Source organism: Pseudomonas sp. MS01C9 (assembly GCF_058202755.1).
In genome coordinates, this window is sequence record NZ_CM177073.1 from 3,436,855 (window position 1) to 3,453,894 (window position 17,040).

Sequence of the window (17,040 nt, forward strand, 5' to 3'; positions counted from 1 at the left end):
TATGAGCGGGTTGTTGTCCTCAGTCAGCGAACACCTTTTAGCCCCCGGCGGCGTGACCCTGGAAAGCCTGCAGAGCGTGCTGGGCGACCTGGCCGGCCCGGGCATCGATGCAGCCGACCTGTATTTCCAGGGGCAGATTTCCGAGTCCTGGTCCCTGGAAGACGGTATCGTCAAGGAAGGCAGTTTCAACCTTGACCAGGGGGTGGGTGTACGGGCCCAGTCCGGGGAAAAGACCGGTTTTGCCTACAGCAACGCCATCACCCTGGAAGCCCTCGCAGCTGCCGCCCGCGCGGCCCGCTCGATTTCCCGTGCCGGGCAGAACGGCAAGGTCCAGGCATTCACCCGCCAGGACGTCGCGCAGTTGTATGCGCCGGACAACCCGCTTGAGGTGATGAGCCGCGCCGAAAAGGTCGAGCTGCTCAAGCGCATCGACGTCGCCACCCGTGCCCTGGACCCACGTATCCAGCAGGTGTCGGTGAGCATGGCCGGGGTCTGGGAGCGGATCCTGGTGGCCTCCACCGATGGCGGCCTGGCGGCGGACGTACGGCCACTGGTGCGTTTCAACGTCAGCGTGATCGTCGAGCAGAACGGTCGCCGCGAGCGTGGCGGCCACGGCGGTGGCGGACGTACCGACTACCGTTATTTCCTCAGCGAAGACCGCGCCATGGGCTACGCCCGCGAGGCGTTGCGCCAGGCCCTGGTCAACCTGGAAGCGATTCCGGCGCCGGCTGGCACGTTGCCAGTGGTGCTGGGGTCCGGCTGGTCCGGCGTGCTGCTGCATGAAGCGGTGGGCCATGGCCTGGAAGGGGATTTCAACCGCAAGGGCAGTTCGGCCTATAGCGGACGCATGGGCGAGATGGTCGCCTCGAAACTCTGCACCATTGTCGATGATGGCACCCTGGCCGGACGGCGCGGTTCATTGAGCGTCGATGACGAAGGCACCCCGACCGAATGCACCACGCTGATCGAAAACGGCGTGCTCAAGGGTTACATGCAGGACAAGCTCAACGCCCGGCTCATGGGCGTGGCCCGCACCGGCAACGGGCGCCGGGAATCCTACGCGCACCTGCCCATGCCGCGCATGACCAACACTTACATGCTGGGTGGCCAGAGCGACCCGGCTGAGATCATCGCTTCGGTGAAGAAAGGCATCTACTGCGCCAACCTCGGCGGCGGCCAGGTAGACATCACCAGCGGCAAGTTCGTGTTCTCCACCAGCGAGGCCTACCTGATCGAAGACGGCAAGATCACCGCGCCAGTCAAGGGCGCGACGCTGATCGGCAACGGACCGGAGGCGATGAGCAAGGTGTCGATGGTGGGTAACGACCTGGCGCTGGACAGCGGCGTGGGTACATGTGGCAAGGATGGGCAATCGGTGCCAGTGGGTGTCGGCCAGCCGACCCTGAAGATCGATGCGATTACCGTGGGTGGCACGGGCGCATGATGGGAGCGTCGGGTGGAGTGCAAGGCCTCCACCCGTGGCGCGACTCAGCGCAAACCGCGTTGAGTCTCGTCCAGCTCACGGATGTACTTGAAGATTTTACGGCTCGAGGCCGGTGGCTTGTTCTGCGCCAGTTCGTGCTGGGCCTGACGGATCAGGGAGCGCAATTGCTGGCGATCGGCCTCCGGGTACTCGATGACGAATTTTTCCAGGGTGCCGTCGTCGCCCGCGATCAGGCGATCACGCCAGCGCTCCAGGTTATGGAAGCGTTCGTTGTATTGCCGGGTGGAGGCATCGAGTTGATCGAGCAGGACCAGGATGGCGCTGGTGTCCTGATCTCGCATCAGTTTGCCGATGAACTGCAGGTGCCGTTTACGCGCGATGTTCGCGGTGTGCTTGGGCGCATCGGCCAGGGCCCGGCGCAGGGCGTCGGTCAGGGGCAGTTTGGCCAGCAAGTCGGGCTTGAGTGTCGTGAGGCGCTCGCCGAGGTCAACCAGAGCATGCAGCTCGCGTTTGACCTGGGATTTGCTTTTTTCGCCCTCGTAGAGGGAGTCGTCGTAAGAATCAACCATGGTGGCAGTCCGCAAAGAAACGCCGCCATGATAACCAGTCGGGGGCCGCTTGTCCGGCCCGGTCGCTCGAAGGCCTCGGGTTTGTATGAAAAGTCGCGCAGGCACTTTTCCCGCAGGCCCCGACCGAAAGCAGAATTTGAGTGGAGAACACCATGAGTGCAGTTCAAAGCGTCGGTCCGCAAGCATTGCCGGCACTGCAGGAACAAGTCGAGCAGATCCTCGCCGAAGCCCGGCGACAGGGCGCCAGCGCCTGCGAAGTGGCTGTGTCCCTGGAGCAGGGACTGTCGACGTCGGTGCGCCAGCGGGAGGTGGAGACCGTCGAGTTCAACCGCGACCAGGGTTTCGGTATCACATTGTACGTGGGCCAGCGCAAGGGCTCGGCCAGCACTTCGGCCAGTGGTCCTGATGCCATCCGCGAAACCGTCGCCGCGGCACTGGCGATTGCCAGGCACACGTCCGAAGACGAAGCCTCGGGGTTGGCCGATGCGGCGCTGATGTGCAAGGAACAACCTGATTTCGACCTGTTTCACGCCTGGGATATCACGCCCGAGCAGGCCATCGAACAGGCGTTGCGCTGCGAGGCGGCGGCGTTCGATGCCGACAGCCGGATCCGGAACGCCGACGGTACGACGCTCAATACCCACCAGGGCTGCCGGGTCTACGGCAACAGTCACGGATTCATTGGTGGCTACGCCTCGACCCGTCACAGCCTCAGCTGCGTGATGATTGCCGAGGCCGACGGGCAGATGCAGCGCGACTACTGGTACGACGTGAACCGTCAGGGCAACCTGCTGGCGGACCCGGTGAGCATCGGCCAGAAAGCCGCACAGCGGGCGGCCAGCCGCCTGGGCGCGCGGCCGGTGCCGACCTGCGAAGTGCCGGTGCTGTTTGCCGCCGAACTGGCCGGTGGGCTGTTCGGCAGTTTCCTGTCGGCAGTGTCCGGCGGCAATCTGTATCGCAAGTCTTCGTTCCTCGAAGGCGCGCTGGGGCAGAAACTGTTTCCGGAATGGATGACGATCGATGAGCGGCCGCACCTGATGCGAGCCATGGGCAGTTCGGCCTTCGACGGCGATGGGCTGGCGACCTATGCCAAGCCGTTCGTGGAGAAGGGCGAGCTGGTGTCCTACATCCTGGGCACCTATTCGGGCCGTAAGCTCGGTATGCCGAGTACCGCCAATGCCGGTGGCGTGCACAACCTGTTCGTCAGCCATGGCGAAGAGGACCAGGCGGCCTTGCTGCGCCGCATGGGACGTGGGTTGCTGGTGACCGAACTGATGGGCCACGGCCTGAACATGGTGACTGGGGATTACTCCCGGGGGGCGGCGGGGTTCTGGGTCGAAAATGGCGAGATCCAGTTCCCGGTCCAGGAAGTGACCATCGCCGGCAACATGCGCGACATGTTCAAGCAGATCCTCGCCGTGGGGAACGACCTGGAACTGCGCAGCAACATCCGCACCGGTTCCGTGCTGATCGAACGGATGACGGTGGCGGGCAGCTGACCTGCCATCGCAATAAGGACGGCGCGTCATCCTAGCGGGTGACGCGCCTTTTTTTGTGTCCGCTTGACCCTATCTGGCCCAAGGACATGGGCTCCCGATGGCACAATCTGTTCCTTTTCAGACTTGTGTTGCTTCTTATTATCATTTAATAATGAATCTCATTTGCCGATTGAGCCCCGGTCATGAGTCCTGCCTTGCACGAACAGCCTTACCTTGAAAGCTGGCGCTGGATGAGTCGCCAGATCCGTTGCGCGATGAACCCGGACGAACCGCGGTTGCTTGAGCATTACCTGGCTGAGGGGCGCTATCTGGCCTGTTGTACCGCCACTTCGCCATGGATGATCGGCGAAACGGCCTTTCGCTTGCTGCTCGACACCGCCTCGGATATCGCGCTGCCCTGGCACTGGCGGGCGCTCTGTCTTGACCAGGCCTGGCGCCCATTGCGCGATCTCGAACGCCAATCACTCTGCCAATGTCGCCTGAGGCGTTGGCAGAGCCATGCCTGGGCGCTGGCGACCTGTGTCCTGGCACCCTCCCTCTCTCTCAATGAACCGGTACAAGGATTTCCCGATGAGTAATACCCGTATCGAACGCGACAGCATGGGCGAGCTCCATGTCCCGGCAGATGCCCTGTACGGCGCGCAGACCCAGCGTGCCGTGGATAACTTCCCCATCAGTGGCCAGCGCATGCCGGCGGCGTTCATTCGCGCACTGATCCTGGCCAAGGCCGCCGCCGCCCGGGCCAACGTGGAGCTGGGACAGATCAGCGCGGCCCAGGGCAAAGCCATCGTCGATGCGGCCCAAGGGCTGCTCGAAGGTCATTTCATGGATCACTTCCCGGTGGATATCTTCCAGACCGGCTCCGGCACCAGTTCCAACATGAACGCCAACGAAGTGATCGCCACCCTCGCCAGCCGGCTGCTGGGAGAGACGGTCAATCCTAACGACCACGTCAACTGCGGGCAGAGCAGTAACGACATCATTCCCACCTGCATTCATGTCAGCGCCGCACTGGCCTTGCATGAGCAGTTGTTGCCGGCGCTGACACATCTTGTCCAGGTGATCGAGCGCAAGGCGGTGGCGGTTCATCCGTTCATCAAGACCGGTCGCACCCACCTGATGGATGCGATGCCGGTCCGCCTGAGCCAGGTGCTGGAGGGATGGGCGCAGCAGTTGAAAGCCAATATCGGCCATCTGCAGGACCTGCTGCCAAGCCTGCAGGCCCTGGCCCAGGGGGGCACTGCGGTGGGGACCGGGGTCAATGCCCACCCTCGCTTCGCCGAGCTGTTCAGCCAGCAGCTGACCTTGCTGACCCAGGTGCAATTCACTCCTGGCAAGAACCTGTTCGCCCTGATCGGTTCCCAGGACACCGCGGTGGCGGTTTCCGGGCAACTCAAGACCACGGCGGTGTCGTTGATGAAAATCGCCAACGACTTGCGCTGGATGAATTCCGGGCCCCTGGCTGGCCTGGGCGAGATCGAACTGGAGGGCTTGCAGCCGGGCTCCTCTATCATGCCCGGCAAGGTCAACCCGGTGATTGCGGAAGCCACCGCGATGGTCGCGACCCAGGTGATCGGCAACGACACGGTGATCACCGTGGCCGGCCAGTCGGGCAACTTCGAACTGAATGTGATGTTGCCGATCATCGCTCAGAACCTGCTGAGCAGCATCGCCTTGATGGCCAATGTCAGCCGGTTGCTGGCGGACAAGGCCATTGCCACCTTCAAGGTCAACGAGGCCAGGCTCAAGGAGGCGTTGTCGCGCAACCCGATCCTGGTTACAGCATTGAACCCGATCATCGGTTACCAGAAAGCCGCGCAAATCGCCAAGACGGCTTATCAACAAGGCCGCCCGGTCATCGATGTCGCCCTGGAACACACCGACCTGTCGCGTAGCGAACTGGAGGTCTTGCTGGACCCCGAGAAGCTCACGGCGGGCGGTGTGTAATTCCGATCCCTGTGTGGAGGACTCATCATGGAGCACTGGAAACGCACGATCGAACGAGCCAATCGTCATTTCATGCTGGGCGAACTGGTGGATGCCCGCGAAGCCTACCTGCAAGCCCTGGCCCTGGCGCAGGTGCTGTATGAGCGCTGGCCTGACGCCGACGAGGCCGTGGCCGCCTGCGTCGTCTCCCACCACAACCTGGCGGACTTGCACCTGCGCCTGAACCAGCCAGAGGAAAGCGCCGAATACTTGTGCGCCATCCATCAACGGTTGCTGCAGACCCTGCAGGACGAGCGCATGCCGACAGCGCTGCGTGCGGCCGCGATGCGCCAGAGCCACAGGACTTATGTCGAACTGCTGGGTTTCATCAGTGAACATGGCGAGTACCCCCGCACCCAACGGTTGCTCCAAAGCAAAGACACATCACTCTTGCACCGCAATGCCCCTCTTCATTATGGAGTTCATTGAAAATGGCTTTTACCTTGCCTGCGCTGCCTTACGCCTACGATGCCCTGGAGCCGCACATCGATGCGAAAACCATGGAGATCCACTACACGAAACACCACCAGACCTATATCAATAACCTCAACGCCGCGGTGGAGGGCAGCGAGTACGCCCAATGGCCCATCGAAAAACTGCTGGCCAGCGTGGAGCAGTTGCCGCAGAACCTGCGGGCGGCGGTGATCAATCAGGGCGGTGGCCATGCCAACCATTCCCTGTTCTGGGAAGTGATGTCCCCCGAGGGTGGCGGTCAACCGGACGGTGCGCTTGGCGCAGCGATCGAGACACAGCTGGGGGGCCTGGAGCGATTCAAGGAAGCGTTCACCAAGGCTGCGTTGAGCCGCTTCGGCAGCGGCTGGGCCTGGCTGAGCGTGACCCCGCAGAAGGCCCTGGTGGTGGAAAGCAGCGCCAACCAGGACAGCCCGCTGATGAACGGCAATACGCCGATCCTGGGCCTGGACGTGTGGGAGCACGCGTACTACCTGCTGTACCAGAACCGTCGGCCGGAATACATCAACGCTTTCTACAACGTGATCAACTGGCCTGAAGTCGCCCGGCGCTATCAGGCGGCGCTGGCATCGAGTCCTTCATGAACCCCCTCCAAGGCTGACTATGGATACTCAAACACTGGCGATTGGAAGCGGACGGATGTTCCGCTATGCCTTGGGGTCATTGCTGTTGTTGACCGGGATGACGTTGCTGGCGGCCCAGGGCCTGGCGTGGCTGGACCTGGAGGCCAGGTTGCTGCGAGCCCTTCAAGGCGGCGGACTCTGTGCCTTGGGCACCGCGCTCGGGGCCGTGCCGGTGCTGGTCATCCGGCGTATGCCCCGGGCCGTGAGCGATTCGCTGCTGGGCTTCGGTGCCGGGGTGATGCTCGCTGCCACGGCGTTTTCGCTGATCGTGCCGGGCATTGCCGCAGCGGAGCAATTGGGGTTCACGCCTTGGGCCGCCAGTGGCCTTATCTGTTTTGGCATTCTGTCGGGGGCGTTCGGGCTGTACCTGGTGGACCGCAAGGTCTCGGCCAGCCCCGAGAGGCTGGTGGCAGCGCCAGGACGTCCGATCATCGCGCCGCGGATCTGGTTGTTCGTGTTCGCCATCATCGCCCACAACATTCCAGAAGGCATGGCGGTGGGCGTGTCGGCCGGGGGCGGCATGCCCGATGCCGACAGCCTGGCGATGGGCATCGCCTTGCAGGATGTCCCCGAAGGACTGGTGATCGCGCTGGTGCTGGCCACGGCGGGCATGTCGCGGGTCAAGGCGTTCCTGATTGGCGCGGCGTCTGGGCTGGTCGAGCCGGTGTTCGCGCTACTGTGCGCCTGGTTGGTGAGCCTGGCCGAGATGCTCTTGCCCCTGGGTCTGGCGTTGGCGGCAGGGGCGATGCTGCTGGTGGTGACCCACGAAGTCATTCCCGAATCCCGTCGCAATGGTCACGAGAAACTGGCGAGCCTGGGATTGTTGGTGGGGTTTTGCCTGATGATGGTGCTGGATACGGCGCTGGCGTGACAGGGGGAACCTGCGGGGCAGGTAGGTGGGGCAGGGATCAATCAGTGGTGGCCGGAATCAATCGGTGGCGAGGCGATTTATCCCCGCTGGGCTGCGAAGCAGTCCTGATATCTGTCACCGCCGAGCATCAGGTCGACTGAGCTCTTTTTGGGGCTGCTTCGCAACCCGGCGGGGCAGTGCGACGATTCGCTAAATCCACTCACCAGCGGATCCCTCACCATAGGGGGGACTATTCCCCTTCGTCGAAGTAGTTGTTGATCAGGGCAACCAGCGCATCCATCGCTTCCTGGGCCTTTTCACCTTCCGTGCTCAGATGGATCCTGGTGCCTTTGCCCGCAGCCAGCATCATCATCGCCATGATGCTCTTGCCATCGACAGTTGACTCTGGCGTGCGCCCGACCCTGATCGTGGTATCTGGAAACTTACCCGCGACACCCACGAATTTCGCTGACGCGCGGGCATGCAAACCCAATTTATTAATGATTTCAATTTCCTGAGCAGGCATCGCGATGTGAATCCTTTAGCTGAGGTCGCGGTGGCGAACCTGGACATTCTTCAGGGTGGGTTGCAGGAGACGACCCAGGCGCTCGGTCAGGTAGACGGAACGATGATGACCACCGGTGCAGCCGATGGCGATGGTCACATAGGCGCGATTGCTCGCGGCGAAGCGGGGCAGCCACTTAAGCAGGTAGGCAGAGATGTCCTGGAACATGTCCTCGACATCCGGCTGGGCGGCCAGGTAGTCGATCACCGGCTGGTCCAGCCCGGACTGCTCGCGCAGTTCCGGTTTCCAGTAGGGATTGGGCAGGCAGCGCACATCGAATACCAGGTCGGCGTCCACCGGCATGCCGCGCTTGAACCCGAACGACTCGAGCAAAAACGCCGTGCCCGGCTCGGGCTGGTTCAGCAGGCGCAGCTTGATGGTGTCATGCAACTGATACAGGTTCAGGTGCGTGGTGTTGACCTTCAGGTCCGCCAGGTCGGCGATCGGCCCCAGCAACTGGCTTTCGTCGTGGATGGCTTCGGCCAGGGAGCGATTGGCATTGCTCAGTGGGTGGCGCCGACGGGTTTCGGAAAAGCGCTTGAGCAACGTTTCTTCATCGGCGTCCAGGTACAGCACGTCGCACTGGATGTGCTTGTTGCGAACTTCCTCGAGCAGCTCAGGGAAACGCGACAGGTGGCTGGGCAGGTTGCGTGCATCGATGGAGACCGCCACCAGCGGCTGCGCCAGCTCGGTATGGATCAGGGCCCGCTCGGCCAGCTCCGGCAGCAGCCCGGCCGGCAGGTTGTCGATGCAGTAGTAGCCATTGTCTTCGAGCACGTTGAGGGCTGTGCTTTTACCGGAGCCGGAACGGCCACTGACGATGATCAGGCGCATGTTCAATGACCGTTCTGTTCGTCCAGGACAACCTGATACAAGGCTTCGTTGCTCGGTGCGCTGCGCAGTTTGTCACGCACTTCCTTGCGGTCCAGCATGCTGGCGATCTGGCGCAGCAGTTCGAGGTGCGCGTCTGTGGCGGCTTCCGGGACCAGCAGCACGAACAGCAGGTCGACCGGTGCGCCGTCGATGGCGTCGAAATCGATGGGGGCTTCAAGGTGCAACAGCGCACTGATCGGTGCGGCACAACCCTTGAGGCGGCAGTGGGGAATGGCGATGCCGTTGCCGAAACCGGTGGAACCGAGTTTCTCACGGGCAACCAGGGCCTCGAAGACGTCCTGCATTTCCAGATCCCCGACTTCACGGTGGATCAGGTTGGCAATTTGTTCGAGGGCTTTCTTTTTACTGCCACCCGGCGCGTTCACCTGGGAACGGCCGGGGGTCAGGATGGTTTCTAGTCGGATCATGGATTGGGGGGATTAACGACCGGTTGCGCCCTGGAGGAGGCTCTGGGTCTTTTCCTTATGCTTTTTGAGTTGGCGATCCAGCTTGTCGGTCAGCAGGTCAATCGCGGCATACATGTCGTCATGCGACGCGTTGGCAACGACTTCTCCGCCGGGGATATGCAGCGTGGCTTCGATTTTCTGCAGAAGCTTCTCGACCGTCATGATGACTTGCACGTTGGTGATCTTGTCGAAATGCCCTTCGAGTTTCTTGAGCTTGAGCTCGACGTACTCGCGCAGAGGCTTGGTCACTTCCAGTTGGTGTCCACTGATGTTGACTTGCATACAGCTTCTCCTTCGTTGCCAGTGCATAAAGCGGCAGGCAGAAATGCCTGCCACTGGAACGCTGTGGCGTGGCCTGTTACATCAACCGCTTGCGTTCGCTCGAAGGCGCGATCCCGAGGGATTCACGGTATTTGGCGACGGTACGGCGGGCCACCTGAATGCCTTGTGCCTCCAGTAAACCAGCGATCTTGCTGTCACTCAACGGCTTTTTCTGATTTTCCGCTGCCACCAGTTTCTTGATGATCGCGCGGATGGCCGTGGACGAGCATTCGCCGCCTTCGGAGGTGCTGACGTGGCTGGAGAAAAAGTATTTCAGTTCATAGATACCCCGTGGGGTATGCATGAATTTCTGTGTGGTCACCCGGGAAATCGTCGATTCGTGCATGCCCACCGCCTCGGCGATGTCATGCAGGACCAACGGCTTCATCGCTTCGTCGCCGTAGTCCAGGAAACCGCGCTGATGTTCGACGATCTGGGTGGCAACCTTCATCAGGGTCTCGTTGCGGCTCTGCAGGCTCTTGATGAACCAGCGCGCCTCCTGCAACTGGTTGCGCATGAAGGTGTTGTCGGCGCTGGTGTCGGCGCGCCTCACGAATCCGGCGTACTGGGCATTGACCCGCAGCTTGGGGACCGCTTCCTGGTTCAGCTCCACCAGCCAGCGATCGTTGTGCTTGCGCACGATCACGTCGGGGACTACGTATTCTGGCTCGGTAGCCTCGATCTGCGAGCCTGGACGCGGGTTCAGGCTCTGGACCAGTTCGATCACCTGGCGCAGTTCATCTTCCTTGAGTTTCATGCGCCGCATCAACTGGCTGTAGTCACGGCCGCCCAGCAAGTCGATGTAGTCGCTGACCAGTCGCTTGGCTTCGGCCAGCCAAGGGGTCTTGGCGGGCAACTGACGCAGCTGCAGCAACAGGCATTCGCCCAGGTTGCGGGCGCCGATGCCGGCCGGTTCGAACTGCTGGATGCGATGCAGAACGGCTTCGATCTCATCCAGCTCGATGTCCAGCTCGGGGTCGAAGGCCTCGAGGATTTCTTCGAGGGTCTCGTCCAGGTAACCCTGGTTGTTGATGCAGTCGATCAGGGTCACCGCGATCAGGCGATCGGTATCGGACATCGGCGCCAGGTTCAGCTGCCACAAGAGATGGCTTTGCAGGCTCTCGCCGGCGGACGTACGGGTGGTGAAGTCCCACTCGTCGTCATCGCTGCTGGGCAGGCTGCTGGCGCTGGTCTGGTAGACATCTTCCCAGGCCGTGTCCACGGGGAGGTCGTTGGGGATGCGTTCGTTCCATTCGCCATCCTCCAGGTTATCCACCGTGGGGGCGGACTCCTCCTGATAGGACGGTTCCTGGATCTCGGTACTGGTTTTCTGTTCGACGTTGTCGGCCAGTGGGTCGGAGTTATCGAAGTCGTCGCCTTCTTCCTGGCGTTCGAGCATCGGATTGGACTCCAGGGCCTCCTGGATTTCCTGTTGCAGGTCCAGGGTCGACAATTGGAGCAGGCGGATGGCCTGTTGCAGCTGCGGTGTCATCGTCAGCTGCTGGCCCATTCTCAAGACTAGCGATGGTTTCATGGCAGGGGCTTAACACCTTATTCGCCGGCGCACATGCGCCATCCACTACATGGCGCCGGAGCGCCAAACCTTAAGCAAATTATATGCCTGAAACTGAAGTGTTTGCCTAGCAATAAAATTAGCGGTGCCGGGCCAATTTGCCAGGCACCTTGTGCTTACAAGCGGAACTCATGACCCAGATACACTTCCTTGACCAGTTCGTTGGCCAGGATGGTGGTAGCGTCGCCTTCGGCGATCAGCTGCCCATCATTGACGATGTAGGCGGTTTCACAGATGTCCAGGGTCTCGCGCACGTTGTGGTCGGTGATCAGTACGCCGATCCCCTTGGCCTTGAGGTGGTGGATGATCTGTTTGATGTCGCCTACCGAAATCGGGTCCACGCCGGCGAACGGTTCGTCGAGCAGGATGAATTTCGGTGAGGTGGCCAGGGCGCGGGCGATTTCCACCCGGCGTCGTTCGCCACCGGACAGGCTCATGCCCAGGTTGTCGCGGATGTGGCTGATGTGGAATTCCTGCAACAGGCTCTCCAGCTCCTGGCGGCGGCCTGCCTTGTCGAGGTCCTTGCGGGTCTCGAGGATCGCCATGATGTTGTCGGCGACCGACAGCTTGCGGAAGATCGACGCTTCCTGCGGCAGATAGCCGATGCCGGCTTTCGCCCGACCATGCATGGGCTGGTGGCTGACGTCCAGGTCGTCGATCAGTACGCGGCCCTGATCGGCCTGGACCAGGCCGACGATCATGTAGAAGCAGGTGGTCTTTCCTGCGCCGTTGGGGCCAAGCAGGCCGACGATCTGCCCGCTATCGATGGACAGGCTGACATCACGCACGACCTGGCGGCCCTTGTAGCTCTTGGCCAGGTGCTGAGCTTTCAGAGTTGCCATTACTGGGCCTTCTGCTCGGTTTTCTTTTTCGGCTGGATGACCATGTCGATCCGTGGGCGCTGCTCGGTCACCTTGTTACCGGTGGCGCGACCCGCGCTGGCGAGTTTCTTGTTCGTGTCGTAGACGATCTTTTCGCCCTGGGTGGTGTTGCCATCCTTGTCGATGACCTTGGCTCGGTCGATCAGCACGACGCGGTCCTGGGAGGCATGGTACTGGATGGTCACGCCGTAGCCCTGGACAGGCTTGGTGTCGCCCGCGGTCTGCAGCTGTTCGAAATAGGCCAGGTTGCCCACCGAGGTCACCACGTCGATATCCCCGGACTGGGTGCGGGTGATGGTCACGGTATTGCCGGTCACCTTCATCGAACCCTGGGTAATGATCACGTCACCCTTGTAGGTGGCCACGCCATTCTTGTCGTCCAGCTGGGCGTCGTCGGCCTGGATGCGGATAGGCTGATCGCGGTCGTTGGGGAGGGACCAGGCGCTCGCGCTTCCCAGTGCTGCGCCCAGACTGAGCAAAATAGGGAGGGTTTTAGCGAGCTTCATACTGTCCTCTTACGTTCGATAGCAGGTGTATCCTGCTTTCCTTCAGATACGCTTTCATTCCAGTGCCGGTCGACACACCGCCGGCGCCGTCGATTCTAACGGGTTGCTCGGTCTGCGCATATTCTTGCTGCGGGAACACTGTCATCCGGCTGCTGGTGATGATGGTCGTACGGTTCTTCTCATCGGTGCGAGCCACGCGTACCGAATCGATGAGCTCCACTTCGGTGCCGCCGGAATTGACTTCGGCACGCTTGCTTTGCACATGCCACGGGAAATCGGTGCCACGAAACATGTTCAGGTCCGGCGTGGTCACCAGCGTGATGTCGGTGGCCTTGACGTGATCGACCTTGTCGGCCGTCATTTCGTATTGCACCTTGCCATCGGGCAGGTACTGAAGGGTGTGCGTGTTGGTCGCATACCAGTCGATCTTTTCCTCGACCTGGGCCGCAGGCTGGTCGAGGAAGCGTTCCGGGCTGATGTTCCAATAGCCCACCGCCGCGAAAATCGCCGCGATACAGCCGAACACCACGATGGTGCGAATCTTCTTGCTCAGCATAAATGGCTCACAGGTACGCGGCGTTGGCCGCTTCGAGGCGGCCCTGGGCGCGCAGGATCAGTTCACAGAATTCACGGGCCGCGCCTTCGCCGCCCCGTGCCGTGGTGACGCCGTGGGCATGCTCACGTACGAAGCTGGCCGCGTTGGCCACCGCCATGCCCAGGCCGACCCGACGGATCACCGGCAGGTCCGGCAGGTCGTCACCGAGGTAGGCCACCTGTTCATAGCTTAGGTTGAGTTGGCCCAGAAGCTCGTCCAGCACCACCAGTTTGTCCTCGCGTCCCTGGTATAGATGGGGGATGCCGAGGTTCTTCGCGCGTCGCTCGACCACCGGGGTCTTGCGGCCACTGATGATGGCGGTCTGCACGCCGGCGGCCATCAGCATCTTGATGCCTTGGCCGTCGAGCGTATTGAAGGTCTTGAATTCGCTGCCATCTTCCAGGAAGTACAGGCGGCCATCGGTGAGCACGCCGTCAACGTCGAAAACGGCGAGCTTGATATCTTTACCGCGTTGCAGCAGGTCGGTCGTCATTACATTACTCCGGCACGCAGCAGGTCGGACAGATTGAAGGCGCCGATCGGGCGGTCCTCGTCATCCACGACCACCAGTGCATTGATCCTGTGGTCTTCCATGATCTTCAAGGCTTCGGCGGCGAGCATGTCGGCGCGGGCCGTCTTGCCGTGGAGGGTCATGACCTCATCGATAGTGGCATTGCGGATGTCGATGGCGCGGTCAAGGGTGCGGCGCAGGTCGCCGTCAGTGAAGACTCCGGCGAGCTTGCCGTCGGCTTCGAGAATCACCGTCATGCCAAGCCCTTTGCGGGTCATTTCCATGAGAGCGTCCTTGAGGAGCGTACCGCGCTGGACTCGAGGCAGCTCTTCCCCGGCGTGCATCACGTTTTCGACTTTCAGCAACAGGCGACGGCCCAGGGCGCCGCCGGGATGGGAGAACGCGAAATCCTCGGCGGTGAAGCCCCTGGCCTCCAGCAAGGCCACGGCCAGGGCGTCACCCATGACCAGCGCCGCGGTGGTGGAGGAGGTCGGGGCAAGGTTCAACGGGCAGGCTTCGTGCTCGACATGCACGTTGAGGTTCACCTCGGCGGCCTTGGCCAGGGGCGAAGCCGGATTGCCGGTGATGCTGATCATCTGGATGCCAAGGCGCTTGATCAGCGGCAACAGCGTGAGGATTTCATTGGTCGAGCCCGAGTTGGACAGGGCCAGGATGACATCGTCCCGGGTGATCATGCCCATGTCGCCGTGGCTGGCCTCGGCCGGGTGGACGAAAAATGCCGTGGTGCCGGTGCTGGCCAGGGTGGCGGCGATCTTGTTGCCGATATGTCCGGACTTGCCCATGCCGACCACGACGACGCGGCCCTTGCTGGCCAGAATCATCTCGCAGGCGCGTACGAAATCAGCGTCGATATGGGGCAGCAAGCCTTGCACGGCTTCGAGCTCGAGGCGGATGGTACGTTGTGCCGATTGAATCAGGTCGCTGGATTGGCTCATGTCAGAAATCGTATAGCCCGATGAAAAGGCGGCGATTATAGCGGCAATGAACAATTCACTCACGCTAGTTCGTCACGCTTTATGCGAAGACCTCGCCAGGTTTGTCATAAACCTGGGGCTTCTACCTTAATCCACGCTTAACCGCAGGGGGGTAACCCTTGGGCGCTTGGGTGTTGCAGTGCTATAGTTCGCCGCCGATTCGAATGCCCGGCAGTACCGGCATCTGGCCGGCTGGCCAGGGCATCCGGATGTGAGGCTGCATCGCAAGGAGTTTAGATGAGTGCCGACAACGCCTACGCGGTCGAGCTGAAGGGGCTGTCCTTCAAGCGAGGGACGCGCAGCATTTTCAATGATATCGATATTCGTATCCCGCGCGGCAAGGTAACCGGCATCATGGGGCCTTCCGGGTGCGGCAAGACCACGTTGCTGCGCCTGATGGGAGCCCAGCTGCGCCCCAGTGCCGGCGAAGTCTGGGTCAATGGCCAGAATATTCCGAAGCTTTCGCGCAGCGACCTGTTCGATGCGCGCAAGCACATGGGCGTGCTGTTCCAGAGCGGCGCATTGTTCACCGATCTGGATGTGTTCGAGAACGTGGCATTCCCGCTGCGGGTCCATACCGACCTGCCAGAAGAGATGATCCGCGACATCGTGCTGCTCAAGTTGCAGGCGGTCGGGCTGCGGGGGGCCATCGATCTGATGCCGGACGAGCTGTCCGGCGGCATGAAGCGCCGTGTGGCACTGGCGCGGGCGATTGCCCTCGACCCGAAGATCCTCATGTATGACGAGCCCTTCGTCGGCCAGGACCCCATCGCCATGGGCGTGCTGGTACGGCTGATCCGCCTGCTCAACGATGCGCTGGGTATCACCAGTATCGTGGTCTCCCACGATCTGGCCGAAACCGCCAGTATCGCGGACTACATCTATGTGATCGGTGATGGCCAGGTCCTGGGGCAGGGCACGCCCCAGGAACTCAAGGCCTCGGACAACCCGCGCATTCGCCAATTCATGAAGGGTGATGCGGACGGCCCGGTGGCGTTCCATTTTCCGGCCACGGATTACCGTACCGATCTGCTGGGGAAGCGCTGATGCGCAAGAAATCGCTGATAGAAAGAATTCGCCTGTTCGGGCGCTCCGGCATCGACGTACTGGCGGTGCTGGGCCGCTCGACGCTGTTCCTGGTCCATGCCTTGTTCGGGCGCAACTCGACAGGCGGTGGTTTTGGCCTGCTGGTCAAGCAATTGCATTCGGTAGGCGTGATGTCCCTGGTGATCATCGTGGTCTCCGGGATCTTCATCGGCATGGTGCTGGCGCTGCAGGGCTTCAATATCCTGTCCAGCTATGGTTCGGAGCAGGCGGTGGGGCAGATGGTTTCCCTGACGCTGCTGCGCGAGCTCGGCCCCGTGGTCACCGCGCTGCTGTTCGCCGGGCGCGCGGGTTCGGCGCTGACGGCCGAGATCGGCAACATGAAGTCCACCGAGCAACTGTCCAGCCTGGAAATGATCGGTGTCGACCCGCTCAAGTACATTATCGCCCCACGCCTGTGGGCCGGATTCATTTCCCTGCCGGTGCTGGCGATGATCTTCAGCGTCGTCGGGATCTGGGGTGGCTCCTGGGTCGCCGTCGACTGGCTGGGGGTCTATGAAGGTTCCTACTGGTCCAATATGCAGAACAGCGTCGATTTTCTCGATGACGTGCTCAACGGCATCATCAAGAGCGCGGTGTTCGCTTTCGTGGTGACCTGGATCGCCGTGTTTCAAGGCTATGACTGTGAGCCCACGTCAGAGGGGATCAGCCGTGCCACAACCAAGACCGTGGTGTACGCCTCGCTGGCCGTCCTGGGCCTTGACTTTATTCTGACCGCCTTGATGTTTGGAGATTTCTGATGCAAAACCGCACCCTGGAAATCGGTGTCGGCCTTTTCCTGCTGGCTGGCATCCTGGCTTTGCTGCTGCTGGCCTTGCGGGTCAGTGGCCTGGCGCCGACCGCCAACACCGATACCTATAAACTCTATGCTTATTTCGACAATATCGCCGGTTTGACGGTCAGAGCCAAAGTGACCATGGCCGGTGTGACCATCGGCAAGGTCACGGCAATCGATCTGGATCGCGACACGTTCACCGGCCGGGTGACCCTGCAACTGGAGAAGCGGGTGGACAACCTGCCGACCGACTCCACTGCATCGATCCTCACTGCCGGCCTGCTGGGCGAGAAATACATCGGTATCAGCGTGGGCGGGGAAGAAACCCTGCTCAAGGACGGTGGCACCATCCACGATACGCAATCATCGTTGGTGCTTGAGGATCTTATCGGGAAATTCCTGCTCAATACCGTTAGCAAAGAAGCCAAATAA

General features: G+C 61.5%; 21 protein-coding genes. 10 read left to right on the forward strand and 11 right to left on the reverse strand.

What is annotated here, in order from left to right:
* Position 1: 1 nt before the first annotated feature.
* Positions 2-1,444 carry a metalloprotease TldD gene (gene tldD, locus AC1M7R_RS15545; RefSeq protein ID WP_072458690.1) on the forward strand — a complete coding sequence of 481 codons (1,443 nt, stop codon included), beginning with the start codon at positions 2-4 and terminating at the stop codon, positions 1,442-1,444.
* A gap of 44 nt (positions 1,445-1,488) precedes the next feature.
* Here the strand turns inward: tldD and yjgA are convergent, their stop codons facing one another.
* On the reverse strand, positions 1,489-2,013 hold the full coding sequence (gene yjgA, locus AC1M7R_RS15550) for a ribosome biogenesis factor YjgA (protein ID WP_072388406.1): 525 nt from the start codon (positions 2,011-2,013) through the stop codon (positions 1,489-1,491).
* 152 nt (positions 2,014-2,165) lie between these two features.
* Between yjgA and pmbA the strand changes: the two genes are divergently transcribed.
* From pmbA to AC1M7R_RS15580, 6 genes are all read left to right on the forward strand, one after another.
* On the forward strand, positions 2,166-3,512 hold the full coding sequence (gene pmbA / locus AC1M7R_RS15555) for a metalloprotease PmbA (protein WP_072388404.1): 1,347 nt from the start codon (positions 2,166-2,168) through the stop codon (positions 3,510-3,512).
* 182 nt (positions 3,513-3,694) lie between these two features.
* Positions 3,695-4,090, forward strand: a complete 396-nt coding sequence (locus AC1M7R_RS15560) for a FagA protein (protein ID WP_490609736.1) — start codon at positions 3,695-3,697, stop codon at positions 4,088-4,090.
* On the forward strand, positions 4,083-5,459 hold the full coding sequence (locus AC1M7R_RS15565) for a class II fumarate hydratase (protein WP_072388400.1): 1,377 nt from the start codon (positions 4,083-4,085) through the stop codon (positions 5,457-5,459). Before AC1M7R_RS15560 ends, AC1M7R_RS15565 begins: the two co-directional genes overlap by 8 nt.
* A 27-nt stretch (positions 5,460-5,486) precedes the next feature.
* Positions 5,487-5,927 carry a DUF2753 family protein gene (locus AC1M7R_RS15570; RefSeq protein ID WP_072430761.1) on the forward strand — a complete coding sequence of 147 codons (441 nt, stop codon included), beginning with the start codon at positions 5,487-5,489 and terminating at the stop codon, positions 5,925-5,927.
* Between the two features lie 2 nt (positions 5,928-5,929).
* Positions 5,930-6,553 carry a superoxide dismutase gene (locus tag AC1M7R_RS15575; RefSeq protein ID WP_072388397.1) on the forward strand — a complete coding sequence of 208 codons (624 nt, stop codon included), beginning with the start codon at positions 5,930-5,932 and terminating at the stop codon, positions 6,551-6,553.
* 19 nt (positions 6,554-6,572) lie between these two features.
* Positions 6,573-7,463, forward strand: coding sequence for a ZIP family metal transporter (locus AC1M7R_RS15580; RefSeq protein ID WP_072458688.1), 891 nt, complete (start codon positions 6,573-6,575; stop codon positions 7,461-7,463).
* A gap of 229 nt (positions 7,464-7,692) precedes the next feature.
* On the opposite strand, the gene AC1M7R_RS15585 is transcribed toward AC1M7R_RS15580, so the two are convergent.
* From AC1M7R_RS15585 to AC1M7R_RS15630, 10 genes are all read right to left on the reverse strand, one after another.
* On the reverse strand, positions 7,693-7,968 hold the full coding sequence (locus AC1M7R_RS15585; RefSeq protein ID WP_072388393.1) for an HPr family phosphocarrier protein: 276 nt from the start codon (positions 7,966-7,968) through the stop codon (positions 7,693-7,695).
* Positions 7,969-7,983: 15 nt separating this feature from the next.
* Complete coding sequence (rapZ, locus tag AC1M7R_RS15590) at positions 7,984-8,841, reverse strand: RNase adapter RapZ (protein ID WP_072430764.1); 858 nt, start codon at positions 8,839-8,841, stop codon at positions 7,984-7,986.
* 2 nt (positions 8,842-8,843) lie between these two features.
* Complete coding sequence (gene ptsN, locus AC1M7R_RS15595) at positions 8,844-9,308, reverse strand: PTS IIA-like nitrogen regulatory protein PtsN (RefSeq protein ID WP_072388389.1); 465 nt, start codon at positions 9,306-9,308, stop codon at positions 8,844-8,846.
* 12 nt (positions 9,309-9,320) lie between these two features.
* Positions 9,321-9,629, reverse strand: coding sequence for a ribosome hibernation-promoting factor, HPF/YfiA family (hpf, locus tag AC1M7R_RS15600; protein WP_072388387.1), 309 nt, complete (start codon positions 9,627-9,629; stop codon positions 9,321-9,323).
* Positions 9,630-9,705: 76 nt separating this feature from the next.
* Positions 9,706-11,202, reverse strand: a complete 1,497-nt coding sequence (locus AC1M7R_RS15605; protein ID WP_072388385.1) for an RNA polymerase factor sigma-54 — start codon at positions 11,200-11,202, stop codon at positions 9,706-9,708.
* A 155-nt stretch (positions 11,203-11,357) separates the two neighbouring features.
* Positions 11,358-12,083, reverse strand: a complete 726-nt coding sequence (gene lptB, locus AC1M7R_RS15610; RefSeq protein ID WP_072388383.1) for an LPS export ABC transporter ATP-binding protein — start codon at positions 12,081-12,083, stop codon at positions 11,358-11,360.
* A complete protein-coding gene (lptA, locus tag AC1M7R_RS15615; protein ID WP_072388381.1) occupies positions 12,083-12,628 on the reverse strand; it encodes a lipopolysaccharide transport periplasmic protein LptA in 546 nt (181 codons plus the stop codon). Before lptA ends, lptB begins: the two co-directional genes overlap by 1 nt.
* The gene (gene lptC, locus AC1M7R_RS15620) at positions 12,615-13,184 is read right to left on the reverse strand and encodes an LPS export ABC transporter periplasmic protein LptC (protein ID WP_072388379.1); all 570 of its coding nucleotides are present in this window, start codon (positions 13,182-13,184) and stop codon (positions 12,615-12,617) included. The genes lptA and lptC overlap by 14 nt, the downstream gene beginning before the upstream one ends.
* Positions 13,185-13,191: 7 nt before the next feature.
* Positions 13,192-13,716, reverse strand: coding sequence for a KdsC family phosphatase (locus AC1M7R_RS15625; RefSeq protein ID WP_072388377.1), 525 nt, complete (start codon positions 13,714-13,716; stop codon positions 13,192-13,194).
* Positions 13,716-14,690, reverse strand: a complete 975-nt coding sequence (locus tag AC1M7R_RS15630; RefSeq protein ID WP_072388375.1) for a KpsF/GutQ family sugar-phosphate isomerase — start codon at positions 14,688-14,690, stop codon at positions 13,716-13,718. The genes AC1M7R_RS15625 and AC1M7R_RS15630 overlap by 1 nt, the downstream gene beginning before the upstream one ends.
* 276 nt (positions 14,691-14,966) lie before the next feature.
* On the opposite strand from AC1M7R_RS15630, the gene AC1M7R_RS15635 reads away from it, so the two are divergent.
* The 3 genes from AC1M7R_RS15635 to mlaD are packed head-to-tail and all read left to right on the forward strand — an operon-like array spanning position 14,967 to position 17,040.
* Positions 14,967-15,776, forward strand: a complete 810-nt coding sequence (locus AC1M7R_RS15635; protein ID WP_072388373.1) for an ATP-binding cassette domain-containing protein — start codon at positions 14,967-14,969, stop codon at positions 15,774-15,776.
* On the forward strand, positions 15,776-16,573 hold the full coding sequence (mlaE, locus tag AC1M7R_RS15640; protein WP_072388371.1) for a lipid asymmetry maintenance ABC transporter permease subunit MlaE: 798 nt from the start codon (positions 15,776-15,778) through the stop codon (positions 16,571-16,573). The genes AC1M7R_RS15635 and mlaE overlap by 1 nt, the downstream gene beginning before the upstream one ends.
* Positions 16,573-17,040 carry an outer membrane lipid asymmetry maintenance protein MlaD gene (gene mlaD / locus AC1M7R_RS15645; RefSeq protein ID WP_072388369.1) on the forward strand — a complete coding sequence of 156 codons (468 nt, stop codon included), beginning with the start codon at positions 16,573-16,575 and terminating at the stop codon, positions 17,038-17,040. Before mlaE ends, mlaD begins: the two co-directional genes overlap by 1 nt.

Excerpts from the sequence above, each read along its gene's own strand:
- lptB (WP_072388383.1), bottom strand. The coding sequence starts at position 12,083 with ATGGCAACTCTGAAAGCTCAGCACCTGGCCAAGAGCTACAAGGGCCGC.
- AC1M7R_RS15635 (WP_072388373.1), top strand. The coding sequence starts at position 14,967 with ATGAGTGCCGACAACGCCTACGCGGTCGAGCTGAAGGGGCTGTCCTTC.
- lptC (WP_072388379.1), bottom strand. The coding sequence starts at position 13,184 with ATGCTGAGCAAGAAGATTCGCACCATCGTGGTGTTCGGCTGTATCGCG.
- yjgA (WP_072388406.1), bottom strand. The coding sequence starts at position 2,013 with ATGGTTGATTCTTACGACGACTCCCTCTACGAGGGCGAAAAAAGCAAA.
- AC1M7R_RS15605 (WP_072388385.1), bottom strand. The coding sequence starts at position 11,202 with ATGAAACCATCGCTAGTCTTGAGAATGGGCCAGCAGCTGACGATGACA.
- AC1M7R_RS15630 (WP_072388375.1), bottom strand. The coding sequence starts at position 14,690 with ATGAGCCAATCCAGCGACCTGATTCAATCGGCACAACGTACCATCCGC.
- mlaD (WP_072388369.1), top strand. The coding sequence starts at position 16,573 with ATGCAAAACCGCACCCTGGAAATCGGTGTCGGCCTTTTCCTGCTGGCT.
- AC1M7R_RS15625 (WP_072388377.1), bottom strand. The coding sequence starts at position 13,716 with ATGACGACCGACCTGCTGCAACGCGGTAAAGATATCAAGCTCGCCGTT.
- mlaE (WP_072388371.1), top strand. The coding sequence starts at position 15,776 with ATGCGCAAGAAATCGCTGATAGAAAGAATTCGCCTGTTCGGGCGCTCC.
- AC1M7R_RS15570 (WP_072430761.1), top strand. The coding sequence starts at position 5,487 with ATGGAGCACTGGAAACGCACGATCGAACGAGCCAATCGTCATTTCATG.
- lptA (WP_072388381.1), bottom strand. The coding sequence starts at position 12,628 with ATGAAGCTCGCTAAAACCCTCCCTATTTTGCTCAGTCTGGGCGCAGCA.
- tldD (WP_072458690.1), top strand. The coding sequence starts at position 2 with ATGAGCGGGTTGTTGTCCTCAGTCAGCGAACACCTTTTAGCCCCCGGC.
- AC1M7R_RS15575 (WP_072388397.1), top strand. The coding sequence starts at position 5,930 with ATGGCTTTTACCTTGCCTGCGCTGCCTTACGCCTACGATGCCCTGGAG.
- ptsN (WP_072388389.1), bottom strand. The coding sequence starts at position 9,308 with ATGATCCGACTAGAAACCATCCTGACCCCCGGCCGTTCCCAGGTGAAC.
- rapZ (WP_072430764.1), bottom strand. The coding sequence starts at position 8,841 with ATGCGCCTGATCATCGTCAGTGGCCGTTCCGGCTCCGGTAAAAGCACA.
- pmbA (WP_072388404.1), top strand. The coding sequence starts at position 2,166 with ATGAGTGCAGTTCAAAGCGTCGGTCCGCAAGCATTGCCGGCACTGCAG.
- AC1M7R_RS15585 (WP_072388393.1), bottom strand. The coding sequence starts at position 7,968 with ATGCCTGCTCAGGAAATTGAAATCATTAATAAATTGGGTTTGCATGCC.
- AC1M7R_RS15560 (WP_490609736.1), top strand. The coding sequence starts at position 3,695 with ATGAGTCCTGCCTTGCACGAACAGCCTTACCTTGAAAGCTGGCGCTGG.
- AC1M7R_RS15580 (WP_072458688.1), top strand. The coding sequence starts at position 6,573 with ATGGATACTCAAACACTGGCGATTGGAAGCGGACGGATGTTCCGCTAT.
- AC1M7R_RS15565 (WP_072388400.1), top strand. The coding sequence starts at position 4,083 with ATGAGTAATACCCGTATCGAACGCGACAGCATGGGCGAGCTCCATGTC.
- hpf (WP_072388387.1), bottom strand. The coding sequence starts at position 9,629 with ATGCAAGTCAACATCAGTGGACACCAACTGGAAGTGACCAAGCCTCTG.